We start from the raw sequence: 23,798 nt of genomic DNA, 5'->3' as shown, positions 1-23,798 counted from the left end.
CATGAAAAAAACAGGACGCAGAAAATTCACAGACGAATTCAAGGAAGGGGCCGTCAAACTGGTCACGGAACAAGGATACAAGATTTCCGAAGCGGCCAGGAATCTGGGCATCCATGCCACTCAACTTCGCCGGTGGGTCAAAGGGAAATCACCGGATGCCCCCCCGTTACGACCAGCACGGTTCAGTTGCAAGCAGAACTTAAGCAGTTGAGGCGGGAAAATGAGCGTCTTCGAATGGAGCGAGAGATTCTAAAAAAGGCAGCAGCCTTCTTCGCGAAAGAATCGGTTTGAGATTTTCCTTCATCGATATCGAGAAGAAGGTGTTCCCTTTGTTTTTGCTGTGTAAAGTCATGCAGGTGAGCCGTAGCGGTTATTACCACTGGAAAAAGCGTGGAGCATCGGCCAGGGAGAAGGAGCGATCCCAGCTGATTCCCAGGGTTCGTTCCATTCATCAGGAATCGAAAGCAACGTACGGCAGCCGAAGAATGGCTCAGGAGCTGAATGCTCTTGGGTTTCATTGCGGCAAGCATGAGGCCGGAACTTTGATGAAGCTGGCTGGCGTTGCAGCAAAACAACGGAAAAAGTTCAAGGCCACAACCGATAGCAAGCATACGTTTCCTGTCGCCCCTCATCTTCTGAACCGCAGGTTTTCCGTGACCACACCGAATTGCGTCTGGGTTGGCGACATCACCTACATTTGGACATCCGAGGGATGGCTGTGTTTAGCGGTTGTGATCGATTTGTATTCCCGCTGTATCGTAGGGTGGTCGATGAACAAATGCATCACCAGGCGATTGGTCATGGATGCGTTCACCATGGCGATTTGGCGACGAAAACCATCGAGTGGTCTCATTTTTCACTCGGACAGGGGCAGTCAATATTGCAGCCATGATTTCCAGAAATTACTCAAGAAGCATGGAATACTGACCAGCATGAGCAGAAAGGGCAATTGCTGGGACAATGCTGTGGCCGAGAGTTTTTTCGGTAGCCTCAAGGTTGAGCAGGTTTTTGGGATGAGGTATCCCAGCCGATCTAGCGCCAGACAGGACATCATTGAGTACATCGAGATGTTTTACAACAGCAAGCGCCGTCATTCCTCTTTGGGGTACATGAATCCCATGGAATTTGAGAAACATCAGCTTTGGAAAAAAGCGGCTTAATAAAACGTCTACTTTTATTTGACCACGTCAAAATTAATCTTCTTCGGTTTTTTTACTTTCTTCCAGAACCGGCATTGCCCTTCGTATTAATTTTCGTAAAGTTCCCTTTTTTAAGCCTTTGCGAGAATATTCTTCTGGAAGATTTTTCATAACATGCTCTTCTATCGCCGAGGCGCTGATATTGTTTTTACTATTGGTAAATTCTGGTTTTCCTTCATATGCATCCTTTGTTATAACCGCCAATGCCTTAAGCAAGTTTTCTTCGGTTTTTGAGGATATTTCACGTGACTGACCGCGAGCAATAGTTGATTTTCTGACCTTTGTCCGTGCACTAAAAACATCAGGGTGTTTTTTTATTAATTGGTCTGCATCGTCAGGATCAACTAGTAGATTTTTTGGATATATTGGTATTGGTAAGTGCTTGGCATAGTTATTTTCATCTTTATTAAAGCCGCTAACAACTTCAAACTCCTGATATCCGAGACCACATATACGATTTGCCAGTGTATGATCAATCTGAAAAAGTCCATTGTGGTACTCAACAGATTGCAAAAGGCTTGTGTCTAACAATCTATTATATTTGAAATAACTGACCTCTCCTTTGCACCAATAATAAATTGAAATTTCGTCTGGTTTAATTAATCTAAAAAAATCATCTTTCCGATTGCGACACTTTTCCATTAATTCTAGTAATGGAATACATCCTCCTCCCCAATTTTGCATATCCATGGCCTTGGCGTTTTGAATGGCCAGATTTCTCCATATGGTCTCAGGGGTACAGTTTTTATCGTTAATTTGGTATGCCTTGGGCGCAATTAGTTGAAAGGATTTTTTTATTAAATCTATTTTCATGACCATCATCTTTCCTGTGTCGTTTTGTTGCCAATAACATTGGCGGCCGTCTCTTCCGCAGGCATGGCAGCTATTTGTTTCATTGCTGAGACCGCCGTTTGCATAGAAAACTGCACGGGCTCTTTACTTAATCGAGCATAAATGGATGTGGCGGCAGTGGATTTATGACCGAGACTCTTGCCAATGACGGGGAGGCTCGCGCCGGTAATCGCCTGCCACGATCCAAGCGTTCTCCTCAAATCGTGCAAATGAAAGTCATCAATGCCTGCATGGTTGAGGATGCGCTGCCAGGGTCTCCGAAGATCAACCAGATGCCCCGTCTTGCCTTTTCCTGGAAACACGAAAGCGGATGTCGTCGTAGCCTTTCTTCGCTCAAGCACCTCTAGGGCCTCGACAACCAAAGGGATGAGCATAGTTGACCCGCTCTTAGATTGATGAAAAGGGATGCACCACTGCTGGAGATTAAAGTCAATGTCACTCCACCGCATCGCCTGTATGTTCGCCCTTCTTGCACCGATAAAAAGCGACAACAGAATATAGTCACGAATATCTTCGTTCTGTTCGGCCTCCAGCGTCGCGAATAACCGTCGAACTTCGTCTTGATTTAAAAAACGATCTCTCTGTACTTCCCTGTAATGTTTAATCCCGTCGCATGGGTTTTCCGTCTTGGGTAGCACTACTGTATAAAGTCCGCTCAATACCTCCAGATATCTATTTGCCGTGGTTCTGGAAAGGCCAGCGCTTACAAGTCCGGAATGCCAGCGTTTCACATCTTCGTGGCTTAGATCGGACATTTTTTTTGCCCCGAAATCGGGGATAATACGCTTGTTCAAACGGCATTCATCATCACGCCATGATTTCTTGTTGGGCTTAGCGTGTTCTTGCATGAATATCTCAGCCACCTCAGCGATAGTCATTTCTGCACGCCTTTGACGTTTTAGTTGTAATGGGTCAATGCCGTCCCGCACTTCCACCAATAATCGAGACGCTCGGCTTCTTGCCTCATGTAGTGGCACGGAGGGCCATTTGCCAATGGTGGAAATGATAGGCTTTTGTTTTGCAGGACTCCATGTTTGAACCTGAAAGGACTTTCCTCCCCTGTCCGTTACGGTCAAGCGCAGTCCAGCAGTTGATTGATCGTAGTAATATGCTCGCTTTCCAGTTGCCGCTGGTTTAATTTTGCGTAGCCGTTCCTCTGTGAAATTAAATTTATTCTCCTTGCTCATGCTTTTTTTCTCAAAAATGCCATGTGTTCTGTCCCGTAGAAAAATTTTTTTTTGCGAAACGGGGCCCCGATCTTCCGTTACATGCCGGTGACATGTGGAACGGTAAAATTTAGCCTGTTTGAGGCAAAGTAATACAACAAAACAGCAACGCGTCAATCGATAACTACTAGAAGATGAAAGAAAAATATACTTGCATACAAAATGACAATATAAGTGCACGTCGGGCTCATAACCCGAAGGTCACAGGTTCAAATCCTGTCCCCGCTACCACGCATATTCAAGGGGTTAAGTCATTATGGCTTAACCCCTTTTTTTGTTTGTGCTGCCTTGTGTAAGCACTTTGTAGGCGGTTTTGATCAACGCCCATCCTCAATATTTTTCCCCTGTGTCCACGGCATAACCAGCCGCCTCCTGCTTGTCACGGGTGGTGAACGATTTGATCTGGAGATTGGCAAGGAGCTTCTCGACATCGCGGTCTGAAAGTTTGCTTCCTTTAATTCTGGTCGAGGAGCCAATGCTTTCAATGGTCGCAACACGCCTCAGGGCCAATAATCGGTTCTGCGCAAGTGTGCTTAATGCTCGCCATGCGCCTTTGAGTTCGTCAATAGCGGCTATTAAGTTAAGTGTTTTTGCGGTGATGTGGATGCTATTTGATTAAATCATGCAACCAACCGCACGCTCATTCACACCCAAAATTATCGTGGAAGCTCTCTGTAAATTCTTCTAGTAGCTGTAATTTTTTGGGGGCGATAATCCTGCCGACCGAAAATGTTGGATCAGGCTGAACAGCGCCATTCAACTCAAGTTACTTGTTGATACTTCGGAGATGACGGAATAATAAGCAATACGACGAAAAGCTATGGGGAGCAAGGTGCGCAGACTGCACCGTCACCATTCGCAGCTTTTGACTAATGGAGGGACACATGGGGACAAACAAATCGAAGTTGAGAAGGGAAAGAAAGAAGCAGGCGCAATTACAACCGCAAGTATCACCACCGGAACAGAAACGGTTCGCAAATGGTTGGGCGACCCGCCTGGCCTTCATGATTCCGCCGGTACTGTATGCGTGCTATCTCGTCTGGGATCTCGGTTGGCAGTGATTAAAATAGCAAAAAACAGCAGCGGATAGCCATGCCAGTATCGATGGCACGAAAGGTGAGCGTCCAAGGCCAGGATTGTATCAGCTAACAGAGGGATTATGGATGTAAACAAATCGAAATTAAGAAGGGAAAAGAAGGCCGCGTTTATCGGGCCAATGCCTGCTAAGAAACTGCTCACCACTAAGGGCCTGATCATTCGCGGTATTATATTCATCGCCTCTATTACGGGTGTTTGTTACCTCCTGTGGGAGGAGTTCAGCAGGTAGTGAACGTGAAGGGGTTTCCTTTTTAGCTTTTTGAGGTCCCCCGGCTGGTGTGTCGCTGGACTGGGGCACGTCAATGGAAGGACGAGTTTGTGAGCGGCGTCATTTTTCCATGGAGCAGCTCGTTGAATAAAACTGCAACAGGTTGAATTTCCTTATGATTTCGATTCGTATTAGTCAACTTTTTTTGGTACCCACATTTTTTTCTTGGTTCCTCAGTTGCGCCGCTTCTGCGGGCGTAACTGACTATACATGCACAATTACTCAAGTGTATCAGCTCAAGGAGATCGGAACGCTGGAAACGTCTCTGGAATCTGGGAGGGACAAAAACGTCGCGAAGCATCAGTTCACTATTTCTAGGGAAACTGGAGCGATTACGGGTAAGTCGAGCGAACTCGATACGACCCAAGCCAAATCCACGCTTGTCATTCATAAAGGGTCTGACGAGAATTCTTTTGTCGCTGTCGCTGATTTTGGAGCTGCTAAGAGCGGTACCCGTGCCTATCGAGTAGTAAAAATAGAAGAATATAAAAAGGGCGCTAATAAACCCTTTGTAGCGATGAGAGATTTGGATATTGTCACAGGTTCCTGCAGATAGGGCAAAGATAACTCGGCGGATCTGAGAGGGGAAGTGTCGACAGGATTATGGTCCTGCGTAACCCTGTTGGTAACTAGAAGATATATGGCCAGTCATTGTGTTGCCATTCATCGGGGGCGCCCAGTGCAACCTGATATCCAGTTCCGTTTTCTCCTGTGCCATGAACGTATTCCGCCCCAAATTGGCGAGAAAAGTCGGGCCGTCTTTATTCGTTTCTTTGGTGTTGAAAAACTGCCGGGAACGCGTAACCGGGGACTTGCTCATTAGTCTGAAGGGAGCTACTGTAAATACAGGAATGTAGATCGGAAAGGGCTGGAGACGCGAAGGTTTGGCTGCACCGTCTCCTTGGTGATAGCCTAGGCTCTTGGAAAAGGAGAAAGGACCATGCAAAAGAAAAAATGGGATGATATTCCCTCGCTGGCAGGGTTGGAGATGGATTGGGAGTTTCAGCCGGCTAGTCCCCATGGTAAACGTGTCCATGCCCGGATGGATGAAAAGGAGTTGGCTCGTTTGTTTGACGGGCAGCGTGTCCTGGTGAAGGTGGCGACGGCGGAAACAACGTTTACCGGTTCGTTGCACGATATTTGTGAAGGCGGACTTGCTGTCAAGCTTGACTGTCGGCTTGCGGAGAATCAGGCGATCAAGGTGGGGCTCTTCCTTGGTGCTGAAAAGATTATCTCCGGAGCCGTGGTCAAGCATGTGCAAAACCAGGACCGCAACTATACGACGGGGGTGGAATTTGTCGGCCTCGGCAGGGCCGAGCGCCAACACATTTCCGGCATGTACGCCTCAAAGGTCCTCCGGCACGCATTGTGACGGCCACTTTTTTGTGGTCCTGGATCTTCCCTTAAAAAGGAAACATTTCTTCTTGTGATGACCGGCCTTGGGGCGCTGATTAGCTTTTTTCGTCGGGGAACCGGCGTACCGCCACGGTCAGACGGGAGATGCAGACAAGGTCTTTCGCCTCGTCGCGGATCGCAATATTCCAAACTTGGGTGGTGCGCCCTCTGTGCAGCGGTTCGGCACGACCGGTAACCCAACCGCGGCCGGCAGGCCGGACATGGTTGGCGTTAATTTCCAGGCCCACGCACACAGTACCTTCCTCGACACTCAAGTAGGCCCCTGCGCCGCCCAGTGTCTCCGCTAGGGCCGCCGAGGCCCCGCCGTGGAGCAGGCCCATGGGCTGCATGGTTCGTTCATCCACTGGCATTCGCGCCTCGATATAGTCTTCGCCAACGGTCGTGAACTCAATCCCTAGGCTTTCCACCAGGGTTGAGGTGCAGGCGGATTGTAATTCTTGCAGAGTCTGCCTTTTCTTCCACATATTTTTGTCCTGTCTGTCTGCCAGCATTACTTTGTCCCTCTGTCTCCACCCCAAACTCTATAATCAATGGACAGTGGTTTTGCAGCGCATTTGTGTACAAGGGAACTGTACTGTGAGCTGATGGGGTGGTGTCCCTGGCAAATGCTGCCTGTGGCCTGGAAATCGTTGCGCGGCAACGAGAAGCGGCTTGTCATTGATTTATTGATTCTTTTACGACATTTTTGTCGTGCTCTTTGCGGTGTTGTCTGCTATAGCAAACAGCTGGTGTGGGGGCGATTTCTTTGACTGAGAAACCTTGCCCTGCAATAAGGACAGCACGAAGCAATGGTTGAGTTGTGTTTCGTTGCTTTAAAGGGGGCGTGCGTGGTCAGGGACGAACAAGGTGAACAGCGGGAATTGCATAAAGTACAGACTGACGATCAATTCCGCTCTTTTGCTGAGACTTCGCCAGACCTCTTTGTTCGCTTGGACCGCGAGGGGCGGATTCTCTATCTGTCCTCGGCCAGCTCGACAATGCTCGGCTCTGCCCCGAAGGCCGTCCTTCATCGACAATATTTAGATTTTATTCGCCCGCAAGATCAGGCCCAGGTTGGGAAATCCTTTGATCTTCTCTTGGGTGGAGTCCATTCTCTTGAGCTCATTCTTGAAGTGGCGCATCGAAATGGCGGGCGAGTCTGGGTCGAGATCCATGCTTTTCCTTGGTTTGATGGTGAAAAAATAGTCGGAGTACAAAGCATTGTCCGCGATGTCTCCGAGCGGAAGGTGCAGGAGGACGTTCTTCGTCATCATAACCGGGTGCTGAATGCACAGGTGCGCGAGCAGCACGAGGAGTTGCTCCAAAATTCTTTACTGATGCAAAATCTGCTCAACACCACTTCGGCCGGCATCGGTATTCTTCGCCAGGGACGATTTCAGTATCTCAATGGGCAGCTGGCCCGGATGACAGGGTATCAGGCCGCCGAACTGCTTGGCCGCCATTGGAGCACGCTGTTCGCCCCAGACGCAAAGGAGAGCAGCCAAACCGCCGATTGGCCGCCTCTGGAATCAGGTTTGTTGCAGTCGGTCGAATCTCGCTGGCAGCGGGCCGACGGATCGTTGGTGGATGTGCTCTTCAGCGCCCTTCCTCTGGCTGTCGGCGATCATTCCAGGCGCCATGACGCCTCCTTGACCGTCCTCGATATGACGACGGAGAAGCAGGGGGCGCGGAAATTACGCGCCGCTTACAGCGAGCTTGAGCAAATCTTTAACGTCGCTGTTCCCCTCTGCCTGCTTTCTTTGGATTGTCAAATCCTCAAGATTAATCAGGCTTTTTGTGATTTTTTTCATTGCTCCCTCAAGGAAGCCCTCGGCAAATCGGGTTCGGATATCTGGGGCTGTGAGGGGTGTGGTACCATGAACTGTCCTGTGAAACAGCTGCAAACCGGTGTGGGGCATTGTTATCAGGAGATCGACAAGGTTGCGCACGGCCAGCATCTCTCGTGCACGCTCCATGCCGCACCCTATAAAGATTCCTCTGGCCAACTGAGCGCCACGGTTATCACTTTCTTCGACAGCCGGGAGCTGAAAAAGATTTCGGCTGACCTGCTGACGACCCGGCAGCAGCTCATTCAAGCAGAAAAGCTGAGTGCCATCGGCTCGTTGGCAGCCTCCATCGCCCATGAATTCAACAATCCTCTTTGTGGGGTCCGCTCAGTGGTCGAGCGGATGGCCAGGAAATCCGGGTGGGCGGCCGCCGATCTGAGCCTGCTGGAACTCGCTCTCGAGAACTGCGATCGTATGAAACGGCTGATCCGGGATTTGCAGCAGTTTGACAAGCCTTTTTCAGACGACCGGCAGGATTTTGACCTGCATCGTGGCCTCGATTCACTCCTATTGCTGCTCAATAAACACCTGAAAGTGCGGAAAGTCGTGGTGCGGCGGGAGTATGGTAATGATGCCCTCATGGTGAACGCCTCCGAAAGCCAAATCAAGCAGGCGCTGCTCAATGTGATCAAAAACAGCGGCGAGGCCTTGGCCGAGACGGGTGGTGAGATTCGGATAGAGACCAGTAAAGAGGGGAACCTTGTCCGGATTATCGTCGCCGACAGCGGCACAAACATCAGCAAGGAGCACCTGTCGCATCTGTTTGAGCCGTTTTCTACCACCAACAAGGCCACCGTCGAGGGAACCGGTATCGGGATGTCGGTCGCCTCGAGCATTATCAAAGCCCATGGCGGCGAGATCCTGGTCGAGTCGCCTCCGGGGCAAGGAACAATCTTTACCGTGCTCCTGCCTGCCGGGGCTCAAGGTAAACAACAAGGAGACCTGCATGTCGCAAGCAGCCGTTTTGATTGTCGATGACGAGGAACTGATCCGTGAGACCCTCCGGCTTGACATGCTGGATATGGGGTATGCCGTGGACCTTGCCGCCAGCGGCGAAGAGGCGGCGGTCCTGCTGGGAAAGGAATACGACCTAATCATTACCGACCTGATCATGGAGGGGATCGATGGCATGGAGGTTCTGCGGCTGGCAAAATCCAAACGGCCGGATCAGGCGGTTTTCATCCTGACCGGGTACGGCGAGCTGGAATCGGCCATCGAAGCACTTCGTCTGGGGGCGGATGATTACCTGTTAAAGCCCTATAACCATGATGAGTTGATCCTGCGCGTCGCCAAATGCCTTGCAGGGCGGAACTTGCGAAAAACTGTGCGATTGTATGAATCGTTGCTGTCCATCTGCAGTGAATGCAAAAAAATCCGCGACGACGAACCGGACCAAAACGGCGAGGTCCGGTGGCTCAGCATTGAACAGTTCATCAGCAAGACAACCGGCAGTGATCTCAGTCACGGGATTTGTCCCGACTGTTATCGGCATAAGATGGCGGAGCTCAAGGATATGATCCGCCGTGGCCAGATTTTCCCCTCCTCCCCCTGAACAGTTTGTTCCCCCGGCCATTCCAGGGTTGACAACGTCAACCTTTCGCGGCAAGTTGCTCCTGTTGAATCCGGTAGTTATACGCGTATGCGGAGAAAGGGGAGCAAAGGGAAATCGTGAGGAAAAAAGGCCGCGCCGTTATCCTTGTTGTTTCTTTGATTGCCGGCGCGCTTCTTTTACTGCCGTCGCTGCTCGGCTCGCGCCCTGTCCTGCATGCGCTCCTGAGTCTAGCCAGTCGTCACCTCGCCGGTACATTGGAGATGGAGGATTGTTCCCTGGGCTGGCTGCAGGGGCTTCGTTGCGAACAGGTTCGCTACGACGACTCGCTCCGAGGCCTGCGTTTCGAGGTGCCTCGCCTGACCAGCGATAAGGGACTGCTTCTGCTGCTAGCGGCGCCCTCGTATCTGGGTGAGATTATTCTCGACCATCCCACACTTTCTTTCCTTCCTCACCAGTCGGGGCACAAACCACCCCGCACTCAGGCCAATGACTCCGTCGGCGCCGAGTCCAAACCCGGAGCTTCAAATCAGGAAGGACATGCACCCGCATCCTGGTGGGAACGCCTGACCTTTCGGCTCCATGTAAACAGCGGCGGACTTGTCCTCATCGAGGGGCCGCCTCCGGGCCGAAAGCTTGCCGAGGAAATAAAGCTCACCGGCAGTCTGGCCATGGGCACCGTCAATTATGACGTGTATCTCCGTTCCGCGTTGCAAGCGGGATATCTTCGGGCCAAGGGGTTTGTCAATCTGCCAACAGCCGGTCAGTCACTCCTGGAGACGCTGATCTCCCGGTCCGAGGTGGAAATCAAAGATCTGGAGCTTACTGATTTCCTTGATCTTGCCGCGTCGCGCAGTTCTACCCCTCGTGGCAAGGGGGTACTTAATGCGGCTTTTCATCTGAACGCCTCCGGGCTTGAGGACCTGGAGGCCCAGGGAGAAATTTTTCTGCGAGGATTGCAGCTCACCGGCGGTGTCCTTGGTGTAGAACACCCGATGCTAGACCAGCTCAATTTCATCTTCAAGGGGAGCCATCGTACAGGGGAGGGATGGCGGTTATCTGCCCTGGATCTGCAATCTGAGCCGATCCGACTGACTGGCGGAGGCAGTTTCGACGGCAAAACGGTTTCTCTGGCCGCCAAGGGCAGCGTCAATCTGCCGGCAATAGCGGCCCAAGTGCCTCGTTTGCTGGGTCTCCATGAAAAAACCACGATTACCGAGGGAACCGCTGACTTTTCGCTTGGTGTCACGGGCGTGCCAGAGGCACTTGCCATTCGGGCTGAGTGCCGGACCGATCGTCTCAATATTGTCCATGATAGCCGAAAGTATTCCTGGGACACACCGCTCGATCTGCTGGCCGAGGCCGATTATAGCCAGGAGAAAACGGCGTTCCGCACTCTGCGGGTCCACATGCCTTTTTTTGAGGCTCAGGGCAGCGGCGGCATCGATGATTTTGCCCTCCAGGCTGGCGGGGATCTCGATCAGATGTTCCAGGAGTTGGGGAAAATATTTACCCTCACTGTTCACGCTAAGGGACGGACGGAACTTTCTGCGTCGACCCGGAGGCGAGAAGATGGTGGCTTCAGTCTTGAGAGCCGGGTTTCCATTCATGGGTTTGCTCTCTCCCGCGGCAAGGCGGCACTCTTTCCGGCCCATGATTTCCTCCTCTCCGGTAAAGTCGGAACTGCGCCTTCGTTTGTGCAGGACGGCGCCCTCCAGTCAGTGCAGATCGATGGAAATTTTTGGCCGGGAAAAATCACCCTCATGGCCGAAGACCTGCAACGGAGCGCGGGACAGGCACCGAATAATTGCACCCTGAAGGGAGCCGCTGATCTTGAGCGGTTGAACGCTCTGGTGCAGGCCTTTACCGATGCCTCTCCTTTTTCTGTTTTGAAAGGGAAGCTGGAAGTTGACGGGGCCGGACGATGTGAGGGGCGGCAGGTTTCTTTGCAGAGTTTGAACGGAACCGTCGAGCAGTTGGTGGTGGCCGGTCCGGGGTCTGCCGTGCAGGAGCCACGGGTGGTTTTTGCCATGGGGGAGGTGGAACGTCGAAATAGCCGCCGGCCCGTTGCTGTTCGTGAACTCTTGGTTGCCGAGAACTGGCAGGATTTGAGCGAACAGGGGCAACCTGTTTTCCTGGTTGATTTTGACCGGCAGCGGCTGGAAGTCCGTCATTTGGGGTGGGCATCGGCCAACACGAACGTGGATACAAATTTTGTGGTTGAGGATTGGTGGCAACCGGCCGCCAATTTTTCAGCGGCCCTCAAGGGGGAAACAGATGGTGCTTTGTTCACCGATATAGCCAGATCAGCAGGCTGGTTTCCTGCGGATCTGAGCGTGAAAGGGCGGGCGTGGGCCGACCTTGCTACTGTTTCAGGGGAAAGACAGGGCAACCGTACCGATCTGACCCTGCGGATGGAACCATTTGAGATCTGGCGCGGTAAGGAGAAAATTTTTACCGATTCTCGACCGATCCTTAAGCTCAGCTTGCACAACGAAGAAAAAATTGGAGGAGCGGTGAGCATCCCTGCTTTTTTTCTGCACACGGCGCCGATGCGGATCGAGGGCGCCGGGCTTGTTGCGAGAAATAATCCCCCCTCTTTGGAGTTGCAGGGGCAAATGACCCCTGATTTTATTGTTCTTGCCCCGCTTCTGGCCCCCATTTTTGGCCGGGATGCCATTGTGACCGGCAACCGGCCCGGAGATTTTCTTCTTTCCCTGCCGCTGGCCTTTCCCCTCAGAAAGGAGCAGCTTACCTTCTCGGCACAGGTGCCCGTGGATTCACTTCGATTTCAGGGGGCAGGTTTGCGGCAGCTGACCCTGCCGGTGGATTTGAACCGCGGCAAACTGCGGGTCACTATAGAGGAAAAACTCGATGGCGGCCGGGTCAGCCTGCAGCCCTTGTGGGATCTCACCACTCCCCAAGTGGTGCTGACCCTGCCTCCCGCTACTCAATTGTTCAAGGATGTGCCACTCAAGTCCCCACTTGTGCACAGCCTGCTGGGCAGGATGCATCCACTCTTCGGCGCACTGGCCCAATCTCAAGGCACAGTCGATCTGCGCCTGGAGAGCTTTTCTGTACCCATGGCGGGAAAGGGGTCAGCGCGACCCGTTTACACTGCCACCGTCGCATTGGCTCGAATCAAATTCAAGGCAACTGACGTGCTCCGCGAGATCCTCAATCTGGGTGGTTTTGACCAGGAGTGGATGCGCTGCAGGGAGCATGAGCTGATCTGCGAGGGAAAAAGCGGCCTCGTCAGCTGCACCCCCGTCCATCTCATGGCTGGAGCAGCAGAGTTTGGGCTCCGGGGTCATTTGAACATGGACGACTCGTTGCATTATCAGGTGCGGATGCCGGTTGGTAAGCAACTGGCGGATAAGGCGCAATTGATCGTACAGGCGGAGGCAACCGTTGAGGCGGAGATAGGTGGGGCGCGGGCTAAACCGATCTTTGATCAGGCCACCTTTCTAGCCGGATTGTCCGGACAGTTGCGCAAGGGGATTGAGTTGGAACAGCCCAAGGCAGCAGGAGAAACTGAGCAACCGCCGACTTCGGGAAAACCGGCGGCTGCAGAGTCGCAACCTAAAGAATAGGGAAGAATTAGGGCGCATCCCCGGTGCGACTGTATTCCGGCCGGCCCGTCACCGTCGAATGATTGTCTACAATAATTTCGCAACAGATTGTGTGCATTGTCGTTCTATTTTTTTTCACAGAAGGAGACCTGTCATGAGCAAGAAAATAGTTATTATTGGGGCCGTTGCCGCAGGCCCCAAGGCGGCGTGCCGGTTACAGCGTTTGCAACCGGATTGGGAAATCACCATGGTCGACCAGGACAGCCTGATCTCCTACGGTGGGTGCGGCATTCCCTACTATGTCAGCGGCGATGTTTCGGACGAGAGCGAACTGCGGGCTACCAGTTTCCATGTCATCCGTGATGCCGGTTTCTTTGAGAACTCTAAGGGGGTCAAGGCGCTGACCAGAACCCGGGCCTTGTCCATTGACCGCAAGGAAAAGACGGTTCTGGTGGAAAATCTTGACAGTGGCGTCCGGCAGGAATTGCCCTATGATCAACTGATGCTGGCCACCGGGGCCAAACCGTTTGACCTCCCCATTCCGGGCGTTGGTCTTGACGGCGTGTTCGCCATTGCCGATCTGCATAAGGCCATCGAGATCAAAAAGAGAATCGCTCAGGGCAAGGTCAGTCGGGCCGTGGTCATTGGAGGCGGAGCTATCGGCATTGAGATGGCCGAGGCCCTCACCGACCTCTGGGGGATTGAAACCACCTTGCTGGAATTGGCGCCGCAGCTTCTGCCCCGGCTGGTTGATTGGCATTTTGCCACCATGCTGCAAAAGCATCTCGAGGAAAAGAGTGTGGCTATTTTCACCAGAGAATCAGCTACCGAACTGCTTGACGACGGTCAGGGCAAGGTCTGCGGCGTCAAGACCGCACATCGCACCTTGGAAGCTGATTTGGTGATCATGGCCGTGGGAGTGCGGCCGCGTAGCGAGCTGGCCAAAGCCGCCGGACTTGATGTCGCTCCGTGGGGCGGTATCAAGGTTAACCAGCGACTGCAGACCTCGGACCCCAACATATATGCCGCTGGCGACTGCATTGCCGTGACCAGTCTGATTACCGGCCGGGAAACCTATGCCCCTTTAGGCTCACTTGCCAACCGCGAAGGGAGAGTGGTGGCCGATAACATGGCCGGTCACCCCTCGGTGTTCAAGGGGGTCTGCGGTTCGTTCATCATGAAGGCTTTTGAGCGTTGCATCGCCTCAACCGGCATAACCTACGAGGCGGCTCTGGCCGAGGGTTTTGACGCCGATTACGCCCTGACTTCACCGTCTGACCGCGCCCATTTTTTTCCGGATCAGGCGGTGGTGATCCTGCAGTTGGTTTTTGATCGAAAATCGCGGCGTGTTCTCGGTCTGCAAGCTTTCGGCATGATGAACGATTCGATTTCGGCTCGGGTGGACGCGGCCGCCGGCTTGATCGCCCAGGACGGGACCATCGAGGATTTCGGCCTGTTGGAGATGGCCTACGCCCCACCTTTTTCCTCGGCCATCGATTCGATCAACGCCGCCGCCTATGTAGCTGAAAATATGTGCGACAACCGATTGCGCCGGGTTGACCTCGACCGCTTCCTCGCCTGGATGGATAATATGTCCATTGAGCCGAACTGGGCGGTGCTCGATCTCCGCCACCCTCTGGAAGCAGCGCCCTATGTCGAAAAATACGGAGTCGATCTGTGGACCGCTTTGGATTATGGGCAGGTGCGGGCAAGGTACAACGAATTGCCCACCGATAAAACCTACGTTATTCTCTGTAATGCCGGCACCAGATCGTACGAAGTGCAAGTCTTCCTTGACCACCTTGGAAAATTCGATAGCATGGTATTATGTGGTGGGCTAAATGTGATCAGTCGGCTGGGAGTTGACTGGTTGGTGAAATAAGAGTGAGTTTTCTTGCAACAGGGGTGACGTATGGCTGAACTGAATACAGAACACATGGTTGAGGAAATCCAGGCCAATATCCAGACCGGCGATGCCCTCAAGGCCCGGTTGGTCCTCGATCATCTCGGCGAGGTCGACAAGAAGACGCAGAACCGGTTGCTCTACGAACTGTCGCGCGGCGATATGACCTTCACCGTCCCCCTGTTGAATTATCTATTGACAGCGCATCCCGAATTGACTGCCGGTCTACCGATCATTCGAGAAACGCTTATCTCCAACCTGATTGCCTATCCGCATGTTTTACTCCAATCGTTGGCAAATCCGGATATTGCCGATAAGACGGTCATGATCGAGACAGCTGGTGAGTTGAAATTCGAAGAGGCTACCACTGTTTTGATCGATCTCCTGGCACACACCAAGGATAATGCTTTTATCAAGCTGATCATCGACAACCTGGGTTTGATTGGTGATCCCGAGTCGATCAACACCCTCACAGACTACCTCTATGCAGCGGACCGAGAACTGATCACCTCGGCCATTCATGCCCTGGGGCAAGTTGGCACCAATACGGCCATGCACAGGCTGGCCGAACGGATGGGGACGGACAATGAACTGGATCTGATCATCCTGGGAATCTTTGCTGATGTCCAGGATCAGGTATCATTGGAGAAATTGAACGACACGCTCCGTTCACACCATGCCCACATGCGTATTTATGCCAAGGATGAGTTGGTGCGCATCGGTATCAAGGCTGTGCCGGTGTTGATCGAGAACCTTAAGGAGGGGGACAGCGATCTACTGGTTCATACCCTCAATGTGCTGGGGGAAATTGGCGACGAGAGCGCGATCATGCCGATCCGCGCCCTGCTCAATACGATGCCGCGCAACGCCAATGTTCGCTTTGCCGCCTACGAGGCCCTGGCTTTGTTGCCCCTGCGCAAGGGAGCCTACACCCTGGCCGCCGGCCTGACAGATAGCGAGGATCATGTCTGCACCGCCGCTGCTCGGGCTATTGATAGGAACTTCAATGAGATTCTTGCGGCGGGCATCAAGAACATGATTCGGGCGCAAAATGACGAGGCGCGTCATATCGTCAAGATTATCGTCAACGCCCAGGTGGACAACGTCTTTCTCAATTTGGCCCCGGAGGATTATTTCCAGGAATTGGCACTTGTTTATCTTCCCCATGCCCACCGGGACATCAAAAATCATTATATCGGCCTGCTCCAACAGAAGGGTTTGGAGGATTTTGCAGCAAGAATTTCCGGTGAGGAACTGGACGGAAAAACGAGGGTCAAGGTCTGTGCCGTTGATGATTCCCGTATGATTCTCAATATCTACAAGGCTACGTTGCATGAACTTGGCTTTGATCCGGTCCTCTTTGAGTTTCCCGCTGGGGCGCTGGAATGGCTGGCCAAGGAAAAACCGGCCATGGTTTTGACCGATTTGAACATGCCGGAAATATCAGGAATTGAACTGACCAAGAGGATACGGGCAATCTATTCGGCGGAGACCTTGCCGGTGATCATGGTGACCACTCAGTCCGATGTTCAAGATCACGAGGCGGCTGCTGCGGCTGGAGTCAATACTCTTCTTATCAAACCCTTTAACGCCGAGTCCTTGCGGACGGCTATGGGGAAATTCATCAAAGTGAACTGAGGGGAAAAAGTCCGCTCCGTTCCGCCTTTGGCGGGTGCGATGTTGTTGCTGACAGGATTTCGTCGAGGTAATGCGGCAACTGTTCGAAGTGCCGCGCAACCTCGGATGGACGGTGGGCGTCCGATCCGGCAAGCAAGGGGATTCTGCGCTGCAGGGCCTCGGAAATAATCCAGGGCGCAGGAAAGGCCGCTCCCCGGTAGTCGAATCCCGATGTGTTGATTTCTAGAGCCACGCCTTTTGCCTGCATGCCATCGAGAAGCATGTGAATCTGGCGCTGATGTTCTTCGTTGAATCGGATGCCTGGAAGATGGCGCAGCACCGCATCCAGATGGCAGAGAACATCGCAATCCATCGATGCCACTGCCTCAATCAAGGTCTCGAAATAGGAGGTGACTACTGCCTCTGGGCCAATGGCCGCCAAAAGATCCAGGCTTTGCCGCCTTCGGCTGAGTAGGTTGAGGTGGGCGTCGCCGTGGCGATAAAAATGGCAGGAGAGGCCAACTCGCTCAACCGGATATTGGGCCAGCCGTTGCTTGATAGTCTTCCTTGCCGCTGGATTGAACCCAACCTCCATGCCTAATCGGACATCAATGCGCCCTTGGTAGCATTGCTTCAGTCGTGCTCCTTCCTTAAAATAGTAAGAGAAATCTTCCTCGTCCAACCAGCTTCGCGGCTGGTAGCGAATATCCGTCTCCAGGTGTTCGAGAAAAATGATCGTCCCTAAGCCGCGTTGCACAGCTTTTTCGACATACTCCTCCATCTCGCCGATTGCGTGGTTACAGAGCCGGGTGTGGACATGCCCGTCAACGGTTGTATCGATCAAGGAAGTCATGGGATGCAAAAAGGAAATGGAGAAGCAGGAAGGAAGAGAAGCGGTTGAAATTTAGGCGTTGCCTCGAGGAAAGAAGTGGAGCACGCCATCGATATCCGAGGTGTCGCAGATGTCGCCCAGTTCCATGTCGAAATCGAGGAAACCGTCAAGGTCATCCATTTCAACGGAAAATGTTGGTCCATCGGGGAGATGGTAAATGAGGGTGTTGACCTTGCTGAGGTCCACGGGGTTGGAGAAATATCTTTTCATGTACGTTATCGATCCTTGGTGAGAATAGTATGCTTTTTGTCTTAGCAGGTTTGCTGGCGAAAAGACATAAAATAAGCAAAGCCTGGGCCCACTTTTTGGCTTAGTTGCTGTTTAAGCCGCAATCAGCAGTGGTCACCGAGTCGCCTCCCCCCCCTCGCCTAACTCCTTATGGATGTGAGAATAAATTGCAAGCTTCACCGATTGGATTTGACACAGGGGAAGTGCATGGTAAAATGATCGGTTTCGCCCTACCCCTTCAAGGGGCGCTCAATCCGTTTTTTTTAATCCGCACACAAGAGGTGCCGCATGGCGACTGATGATTATATTGCTAACGATTCTGATTTTATCAAGTCCACCGATAAAAACCCGTCCAACATTCTTCCGGAAAAACTGACGTTCGACTCGAAGTTGCAGTTCGCATGCCATCCTAAGGTCAGCTGCTTCACCGCCTGCTGTCACAACATCAAGATCATCCTGACACCGTACGACATTCTTGTTCTCCGCAAGCGACTGAATTTACCGTCCCATGAATTCATCACCCAGTATACAGAACCGACCTATCTGGAAAAAACTGATATGCCAGGGGTACAACTTAAATTGGTCGGCGAGAAAAACGGTTGCCCGTTCGTCACTCCGGAAGGTTGTACCATTTATTCAGATCGACCCTCGGCCTGTCGTTATTATCCTGTGGGTATGGCTGATTTTCATGAAGGCGGCACCAATGACGCCATCGAGGATAAGTTTTTTTTCCTGGTCAAAGAACAACATTGTAAAGGCCATGAAGAACCAAAGCACTGGATCATCCGAGAATGGCGTGCCGATCAGGGTGTTGATCTGCGGGACGAAATGAATAAGGAGTGGCTTCGCCTGGTCATGCGGCGAAAATCTTTCGGCCTTCAGGCTACTCTGAGTGAGGCGGCCAAGCGGATGTTTTTCATGGCCTCAACCGACCTAGACACCTTTCGCAAATTCATTATGGAAAGCTCGTTTCTCGATACCTACGAGATTGATGAGGAAACCATCTCCAAAATCAAAGAAGACGATGTGGAGTTGATGCTGTTTTCGTTCAAATATCTCGCCAACACCTTGTTCGGCGTCCCCGGGTTGACCATTAAAGGGGAAAAAATCAAGAAAAAGGTCGAGGAAATCAAGAAGCAGCAAGACGAGGCTATGCTGAAGGCGGAAAAAGAATATGAGGAGTTAAAGGCCGAGCGGGACAAAATGCTTAAAAATCGCAACGTCGGAGTTCCGGAGAAAGACTCGGAGAGTTGAAGCGAGGCACCCGCAACACCGACAAGGGGCTGAAGTGAGGCCCCTTTTTTTATGTTTTGCAAATAAAAATCCCCTGCCGGTGTAACCGGCAGGGGATTTCTTTTTCATATCATCCGAAGGACGACTTATTCAACGTCAAGAGCTTTGGCCCAGCCCTTGAGGAGCTTCCAAGCCTTGTCCACATCCTTCTGTGATTCTGCCATCAACTGATCCGCATGCTCCGGATTAGCCAGCTTCAGCATCCGGTAACGGTTCTCGTTCAAAGCGTAGTCGGCAAAGGTGATGGTCGGTTCCTTGGAATCGATGATCATCGGGTTTTTGCCCTCAGCCTCAAGGGTCGGATTGTACCGGAACAGTGACCAGTGACCGCACTCGACTGCCTTCTTCTGCTGCTCCAGGCCCATGGCCATGTTGATGCCATGGTTTATGCAGTGTGCGTAGGCAATGATCAAGGACGGACCGTCATAGGCCTCGGCCTCCTGAATAGCCTTGATAGCCTGTTGTGGATTGGCACCGATGGAGATGCGGGCGACATAGACCGTACCGAAGGTGGAAAAGATCAGGCCCATGTTCTTCTTGGGTGCGTTCTTGCCGCCGGCAGCAAATTGGGCGACTGCAGCACGCGGAGTGGACTTAGACATCTGGCCGCCGGTGTTGGAGTAGACCTCGGTATCCATGACAAGAACATTGACGTTCTTGCCGGAAGCAAGGACGTGATCCAATCCGCCGTAGCCGATGTCATACGCCCAACCGTCGCCGCCGATGATCCAGACGGACTTCTTCACCAAGTAGTCAGCCACATGGATGAGGCGCTTGGCAACAATGCCTTTTCCTTCCAAGACGGCTTTCAGTTCAGCCACGCGACCACGCTGAGCTTCGATCTCGCCTTGGCTGACCTGAGGAGCACTGGTGATCGCATCGGCGAGTTTTTTGGTGACAATGCCGTCTTTAACTGCTGCAGCCAAGAGTTCCAGAGCCTGGCTGGCCAGTTTGTCAACAGCCTGACGCATTCCAAGGCCATGCTCGGCATTGTCCTCGAACAGGGAGTTGGACCAAGCCGGACCACGACCGTCTTCGCGTTTGCAGTACGGGGTGGTGGGCAGATTGCCGGTGTAAATAGAAGAACAGCCTGTAGCATTGGAAGCCAGCATCCGGTCGCCGATCATCTGGGTGACCAGCTTGATGTACGGGGTTTCGCCGCAACCGGCACAGGCGCCGGAGAACTCGAACAGCGGACGTTTGAACTGGCTGCCCTTGATGGTGCCGACATTGATCAGGCTCTCGTCGACTTCAGGCAGGGCCATGAAGGTCTTCCAGTTGGCACCTGATTCCAGACGGAGTTCTTCGGTATTGGTGGCCATGGACAGAGCGCGGACCTCGGTCTTGTTGCCATCCTTGTCTTTCTTGCGGGCCGGACAGACAGTCACACACAGGGTACAACCACAGCAGTCAGCGGTTGAGATCTGCATGGTAAACTTCATGTCTTTGAACTCTTTCCCTACCGCATCGGCAGTTTTGAAGGTAGCGCCGGCGCCGGCAGCTTTGAGGGCTGCAGGAGTGGCGACTTTCATCCGGATACAACCATGCGGGCAAACCAGCGAGCAACGACCGCATTGGATACACGCCTCAGCATCCCAACTGGAAACCGTAACCGCGATATTGCGTTTTTCCCACTGGGTGGTGGCGGTAGGCCAGCGACCATCATTCGGGAATTCGGAGACCTTGATGTCCTCACCGTGGCCTTCCATCATCTTGGCGGTGACGTTCTTGACGAAGTCGGGTGCATCGGCCGGTACGATCGGAGGCATCTCGTGCCCGGTGATCTTTTTCGGGATCTTAATCTCAACGATGTTTTCGATGGCGCCGTCAACAGCACCGTAGTTCATATTGACGACTTTTTCGCCCTTGGTGCCATAAGACTTTTTGATGGCCTTTTTGATAGCCTTAATGGCGTCATCCTTGCTGATAATGCCGGAGATTGCAAAGAAGGCGGTCTGCATGATCATGTTGATGCGAGCGCCAAGGCCCAGTGCCAAGCCCAGTTTGACGGCATCGATGATGTAGAACTTGACCTTTTTGTCGATCATCTGCTTCTGAACAAGGCTAGGCAGGCTATCCCAGATCTGGTTTTTGTCGTAGCTGGTGGTGAGCAGGAAGGTGCCGCCCGACTCGAGGTTGGCCAGCATGTCGTAGGTGTTAAGGAAGGCCGGGTTGTGACAGGCGATAAAGTTGGCCTTGTTGATCAGGTACGGAGCGACAACCTGGTTTTTACCGAAACGCAGATGCGAAACAGTCATGGAACCAGATTTTTTGGAGTCGTAAACAAAATACCCCTGAGTGGAGTTGTCGGTCTCAGACCCAATGATTTTGATGGTGTTCTTGTTGGCGCCAACTGTACCGTCGGAGCCGAGGCCGTAAAACAGCGCCCGATAGACATCACTGCCTTCAATGTTGAAGGACTTGTCGTATTTAAGGCTGGTGAAGGTGACGTCATCGTTAGGACCGACACAGAATTTTTTCTTCGGTGCCAGTGAAGCCATGTTGTCATAGACAGCCTTAACCATGGCCGGGGTGAATTCAGCGGAACCCAGACCATAGCGGCCGTTGAGGATAAACGGGGTGATCATGGTGGGGTTGGCTTCGGCAGCCTCGCCAACTGCAGCGCGAATGTCAAGATAGAGCGGATCGCCATTGGAACCCGGCTCTTTGGTGCGATCAAGAACGGTGATTCGCTCAACGGTCGGCGGTAAGGCGTTGACCATGGCCGCAGGATCAAACGGGCGGAACAGGCGAACAATAACCATGCCCACTCTGGCACCTTCTGCAACGAGATGCTCGATGGTGGAAGCAACGGTCAGGGCGCCTGAACCCATGATCACGATAACATCGGTTGCATCCGGGGCGCCGACGTAATCAAACAGGTGGTACTGGCGACCGGTGAGGGCGGCGAATTTGTCCATGGTGCCTTGGACGATTCCCGGAATGGCGTCGTAGAATTTGTTCACGGTCTCGCGGCCAGTGAAATAGACATCCGGATTCTGAGCGGTGCCGCCGATGGAGGGGCGATCCGGGGTCAGGGCGCGCTCACGGTGAGCAATGACCAGATCCTCGTCGATCATGGAACGGATATCGTCCATGGTCAGTTCTTCGATTTTCATAACCTCATGGGAGGTGCGGAAACCGTCGAAGAAATGGAGGAAGGGAATACGGGAAGCAAGTGTGGACTGGGTGGCGATCAGAGCCATATCCTGACACTCTTGAACATCCTGGGAGCAGAGCATGGCCCAGCCGGTCTGACGGGCAGCCATAACGTCACCGTGGTCACCGAAGATGGACAGACCCTGGCACGCGATGGCGCGGGCGGTCACATGGAAGACGGTCGGGATCAACTCGCCGGCGATCTTGTACATGTTGGGGACCATCAGCAGCAGACCCTGAGAAGCGGTGAAGGTGGTACACAGGGCGCCAGCGCCCAGTGAGCCGTGGATGGAACCGGCAACACCGGCTTCAGACTGCATCTGGGAGATAACCGGGATGGAACCCCAGATGTTTTCCTGTTTGGCAGTGGCTTTGGCGTCTGAATCAGCTGCCATCGGGGAGGATGGCGTAATGGGATAGATTGTGATGACTTCACTTGTGGCATACGCTACATGCGTACATGCCTGGTTTCCGTCAATAGTGACCATTTTTCGCGACATAAGATCATTCTCCTTACACGGTGGTTGGTGTTCGCCGGCAGGCGATTGACTACCGGAAACGATTAAAGATGAACGCTATGAAAAAGAAGGTTCCGGAAGGAACCTCAAAAACGCTTACTTAGCCCGACGTGGTCCGCTTTGGTTCAGCACCTCATTTTGGGAAGGGCAATCATTGTGTTCCGGGGAGGAACAAGGGGGGGGGTTCCGGAGCTTATCCGGTTGCCGCCAAAGGTGATTGGTATCCCGTCCGGTTTGCAACAATCTTCCGCCCTCTATCAGAGCGGTCAATCCTCAACAGCACAAAAAAATATTCAATCGGAAGAGCCGAGCGGCCACCGCAATGAATTGGGATTCAGTATATTAGTGGGCCACGATAAACCAAATAATAGCATTATGCAATCTTAAAGCGTTGCCGAAAACCCATACAGTTGCAATGAGTTGTCGTTTCTTATTGAGGCTATGAAAAGCGATGGTTTGCGGCTCTTTTGATTGTGGCGACAGGGGGCGAGTCGAGGTGTGAGAGTCGGTATGGAGGGGGGGCGGCAGTGTGCTCACTCAAGAGAGGGTCGAGGGGTGAAGGCTGCCGGTGGCTCCGTTATTGGGGTTCTAAGCCGGAACCGCCGAAAATTCCGACGCTTCGATAAGGATTGAGTTTTCGGGCCAACACTATCATTCAGCCAAGCTATCTCTGCGCCCTTATAGGGGTCTGCTCACGAAACGGACAAAATTCCGCCAGCTACTCTACCAAAACACCCGGCCCGACGAGGCGGTCACTTACACTGACAGCAAAGAAACTACCGTAGGCCTGACGCTGACCGTGCCGATCTTTGACGGATTTTCTTCTACCTACAAGGTTTGTAGCGCGCCCGATTCCCTGGACACAAGTTAAGAATCACGCTGCCGCTTTGAACAATTGATTGTCGAATTCTTGCCGTGCTTGCCAAGGACTCTTGAATCCGAGTTTTTCCATTAACCAATGTCGATTGTATGTTTAGACAAAAGCCTCGACAGCAACCCGTAGTTCCTCGATATTTCTGTATATACGCCCATGGACGACCTGCTTGTCATTTTCAGAAGTCGAGTGCACCAATTTACTAGGTGTAGAGACTGGTGTGCAATCGACTTTTGACAGAAATTTGTCAGTAGTCAGCTGCACCAATCTCGGTTATGCTCAATACTCCTGTGCACCAAATAAGGGGG

Annotated in this window: 16 protein-coding genes and 2 pseudogenes; 11 read left to right on the top strand and 7 right to left on the bottom strand. The window is 52.6% G+C overall.

The annotated features are described in order from the left end of the window. Position 1 precedes the first annotated feature (1 nt). Positions 2–1,160 (top strand): annotated as a pseudogene (locus tag ACHZCX_RS06940) (IS3 family transposase). Positions 1,161–1,193: 33 nt separating this feature from the next. On the opposite strand, the gene ACHZCX_RS06935 reads toward ACHZCX_RS06940, so the two are convergent. The 3 genes and pseudogenes from ACHZCX_RS06935 to ACHZCX_RS06925 form a co-directional block, all read right to left on the bottom strand. Next, a complete protein-coding gene (locus ACHZCX_RS06935) occupies positions 1,194–2,012 on the bottom strand; it encodes a hypothetical protein (protein WP_319586510.1) in 819 nt (272 codons plus the stop codon). Between the two features lie 5 nt (positions 2,013–2,017). Beyond that, entirely contained in the window at positions 2,018–3,238 is a 1,221-nt protein-coding gene (locus tag ACHZCX_RS06930; RefSeq protein WP_319586509.1) for a tyrosine-type recombinase/integrase, read from the bottom strand. 393 nt (positions 3,239–3,631) lie between these two features. Further along, positions 3,632–3,883 (bottom strand): annotated as a pseudogene (locus ACHZCX_RS06925) (Fic family protein); the annotation flags it as partial. A gap of 278 nt (positions 3,884–4,161) precedes the next feature. Here ACHZCX_RS06925 and ACHZCX_RS06920 point away from each other — a divergent pair. From ACHZCX_RS06920 to ACHZCX_RS06905, 4 genes are all read left to right on the top strand, one after another. Beyond that, positions 4,162–4,338 carry a hypothetical protein gene (locus tag ACHZCX_RS06920; RefSeq protein ID WP_319586507.1) on the top strand — a complete coding sequence of 59 codons (177 nt, stop codon included), beginning with the start codon at positions 4,162–4,164 and terminating at the stop codon, positions 4,336–4,338. A gap of 98 nt (positions 4,339–4,436) precedes the next feature. After that, positions 4,437–4,604: a hypothetical protein gene (locus tag ACHZCX_RS06915; protein WP_319586506.1), complete on the top strand. Its 168-nt coding sequence runs from the start codon at positions 4,437–4,439 to the stop codon at positions 4,602–4,604. Positions 4,605–4,758: 154 nt separating this feature from the next. After that, complete coding sequence (locus tag ACHZCX_RS06910; protein ID WP_319586505.1) at positions 4,759–5,199, top strand: hypothetical protein; 441 nt, start codon at positions 4,759–4,761, stop codon at positions 5,197–5,199. Between the two features lie 384 nt (positions 5,200–5,583). After that, complete coding sequence (locus ACHZCX_RS06905) at positions 5,584–6,015, top strand: PilZ domain-containing protein (RefSeq protein ID WP_319586504.1); 432 nt, start codon at positions 5,584–5,586, stop codon at positions 6,013–6,015. Positions 6,016–6,094: 79 nt separating this feature from the next. Here ACHZCX_RS06905 and ACHZCX_RS06900 read toward each other — a convergent pair whose 3' ends face one another. Continuing rightward, entirely contained in the window at positions 6,095–6,550 is a 456-nt protein-coding gene (locus tag ACHZCX_RS06900) for a hotdog fold thioesterase (protein ID WP_319586503.1), read from the bottom strand. Between the two features lie 336 nt (positions 6,551–6,886). Here ACHZCX_RS06900 and ACHZCX_RS06895 point away from each other — a divergent pair, with 336 nt between their 5' ends. From ACHZCX_RS06895 to ACHZCX_RS06875, 5 genes are all read left to right on the top strand, one after another. After that, positions 6,887–8,863: a PAS domain S-box protein gene (locus tag ACHZCX_RS06895; protein WP_319586502.1), complete on the top strand. Its 1,977-nt coding sequence runs from the start codon at positions 6,887–6,889 to the stop codon at positions 8,861–8,863. Continuing rightward, positions 8,832–9,437, top strand: coding sequence for a response regulator (locus ACHZCX_RS06890; RefSeq protein ID WP_319586501.1), 606 nt, complete (start codon positions 8,832–8,834; stop codon positions 9,435–9,437). The genes ACHZCX_RS06895 and ACHZCX_RS06890 overlap by 32 nt, the downstream gene beginning before the upstream one ends. Positions 9,438–9,553: 116 nt before the next feature. Next, positions 9,554–13,027, top strand: coding sequence for a hypothetical protein (locus tag ACHZCX_RS06885; protein WP_319586500.1), 3,474 nt, complete (start codon positions 9,554–9,556; stop codon positions 13,025–13,027). A gap of 133 nt (positions 13,028–13,160) precedes the next feature. After that, positions 13,161–14,888, top strand: coding sequence for an FAD-dependent oxidoreductase (locus tag ACHZCX_RS06880; RefSeq protein WP_319586499.1), 1,728 nt, complete (start codon positions 13,161–13,163; stop codon positions 14,886–14,888). A 30-nt stretch (positions 14,889–14,918) separates the two neighbouring features. After that, the gene (locus tag ACHZCX_RS06875) at positions 14,919–16,547 is read left to right on the top strand and encodes a response regulator (protein ID WP_319586498.1); all 1,629 of its coding nucleotides are present in this window, start codon (positions 14,919–14,921) and stop codon (positions 16,545–16,547) included. On the opposite strand, the gene ACHZCX_RS06870 is transcribed toward ACHZCX_RS06875, so the two are convergent. Both ACHZCX_RS06870 and ACHZCX_RS06865 read right to left on the bottom strand, forming a co-directional pair. Beyond that, positions 16,534–17,379 carry a histidinol-phosphatase gene (locus ACHZCX_RS06870; protein WP_319586497.1) on the bottom strand — a complete coding sequence of 282 codons (846 nt, stop codon included), beginning with the start codon at positions 17,377–17,379 and terminating at the stop codon, positions 16,534–16,536. The genes ACHZCX_RS06875 and ACHZCX_RS06870 overlap by 14 nt on opposite strands. A 51-nt stretch (positions 17,380–17,430) precedes the next feature. Beyond that, positions 17,431–17,628, bottom strand: a complete 198-nt coding sequence (locus ACHZCX_RS06865) for a hypothetical protein (protein ID WP_319586496.1) — start codon at positions 17,626–17,628, stop codon at positions 17,431–17,433. Between the two features lie 306 nt (positions 17,629–17,934). On the opposite strand from ACHZCX_RS06865, the gene ACHZCX_RS06860 reads away from it, so the two are divergent. Further along, positions 17,935–18,900 (top strand): YkgJ family cysteine cluster protein, encoded by a 966-nt coding sequence (locus ACHZCX_RS06860; protein ID WP_319586495.1) that lies wholly within the window; start codon positions 17,935–17,937, stop codon positions 18,898–18,900. Positions 18,901–19,025: 125 nt separating this feature from the next. Here the strand turns inward: ACHZCX_RS06860 and nifJ are convergent, their stop codons facing one another. Next, the gene (nifJ, locus tag ACHZCX_RS06855; RefSeq protein ID WP_319586494.1) at positions 19,026–22,598 is read right to left on the bottom strand and encodes a pyruvate:ferredoxin (flavodoxin) oxidoreductase; all 3,573 of its coding nucleotides are present in this window, start codon (positions 22,596–22,598) and stop codon (positions 19,026–19,028) included. Between the last annotated feature and the right edge of the window lie 1,200 nt (positions 22,599–23,798).

Source organism: uncultured Desulfobulbus sp., from assembly GCF_963662935.2.
Classification (GTDB): Bacteria; Desulfobacterota; Desulfobulbia; order Desulfobulbales; family Desulfobulbaceae; genus Desulfobulbus.
Note: the sequence above shows the minus strand (reverse complement) of the source record. Positions and strands in the feature narration are given on the sequence as shown.

What these genes read in the sequence shown, in the direction of transcription:
- ACHZCX_RS06915 (WP_319586506.1), top strand. Translation starts at nt 4,437, where the DNA reads ATGGATGTAAACAAATCGAAATTAAGAAGGGAAAAGAAGGCCGCGTTT.
- ACHZCX_RS06860 (WP_319586495.1), top strand. Translation starts at nt 17,935, where the DNA reads ATGGCGACTGATGATTATATTGCTAACGATTCTGATTTTATCAAGTCC.
- ACHZCX_RS06865 (WP_319586496.1), bottom strand. Translation starts at nt 17,628, where the DNA reads ATGAAAAGATATTTCTCCAACCCCGTGGACCTCAGCAAGGTCAACACC.
- ACHZCX_RS06875 (WP_319586498.1), top strand. Translation starts at nt 14,919, where the DNA reads ATGGCTGAACTGAATACAGAACACATGGTTGAGGAAATCCAGGCCAAT.
- nifJ (WP_319586494.1), bottom strand. Translation starts at nt 22,598, where the DNA reads ATGTCGCGAAAAATGGTCACTATTGACGGAAACCAGGCATGTACGCAT.
- ACHZCX_RS06910 (WP_319586505.1), top strand. Translation starts at nt 4,759, where the DNA reads ATGATTTCGATTCGTATTAGTCAACTTTTTTTGGTACCCACATTTTTT.
- ACHZCX_RS06920 (WP_319586507.1), top strand. Translation starts at nt 4,162, where the DNA reads ATGGGGACAAACAAATCGAAGTTGAGAAGGGAAAGAAAGAAGCAGGCG.
- ACHZCX_RS06900 (WP_319586503.1), bottom strand. Translation starts at nt 6,550, where the DNA reads ATGCTGGCAGACAGACAGGACAAAAATATGTGGAAGAAAAGGCAGACT.
- ACHZCX_RS06905 (WP_319586504.1), top strand. Translation starts at nt 5,584, where the DNA reads ATGCAAAAGAAAAAATGGGATGATATTCCCTCGCTGGCAGGGTTGGAG.
- ACHZCX_RS06930 (WP_319586509.1), bottom strand. Translation starts at nt 3,238, where the DNA reads ATGAGCAAGGAGAATAAATTTAATTTCACAGAGGAACGGCTACGCAAA.
- ACHZCX_RS06890 (WP_319586501.1), top strand. Translation starts at nt 8,832, where the DNA reads ATGTCGCAAGCAGCCGTTTTGATTGTCGATGACGAGGAACTGATCCGT.
- ACHZCX_RS06935 (WP_319586510.1), bottom strand. Translation starts at nt 2,012, where the DNA reads ATGAAAATAGATTTAATAAAAAAATCCTTTCAACTAATTGCGCCCAAG.
- ACHZCX_RS06870 (WP_319586497.1), bottom strand. Translation starts at nt 17,379, where the DNA reads ATGACTTCCTTGATCGATACAACCGTTGACGGGCATGTCCACACCCGG.
- ACHZCX_RS06880 (WP_319586499.1), top strand. Translation starts at nt 13,161, where the DNA reads ATGAGCAAGAAAATAGTTATTATTGGGGCCGTTGCCGCAGGCCCCAAG.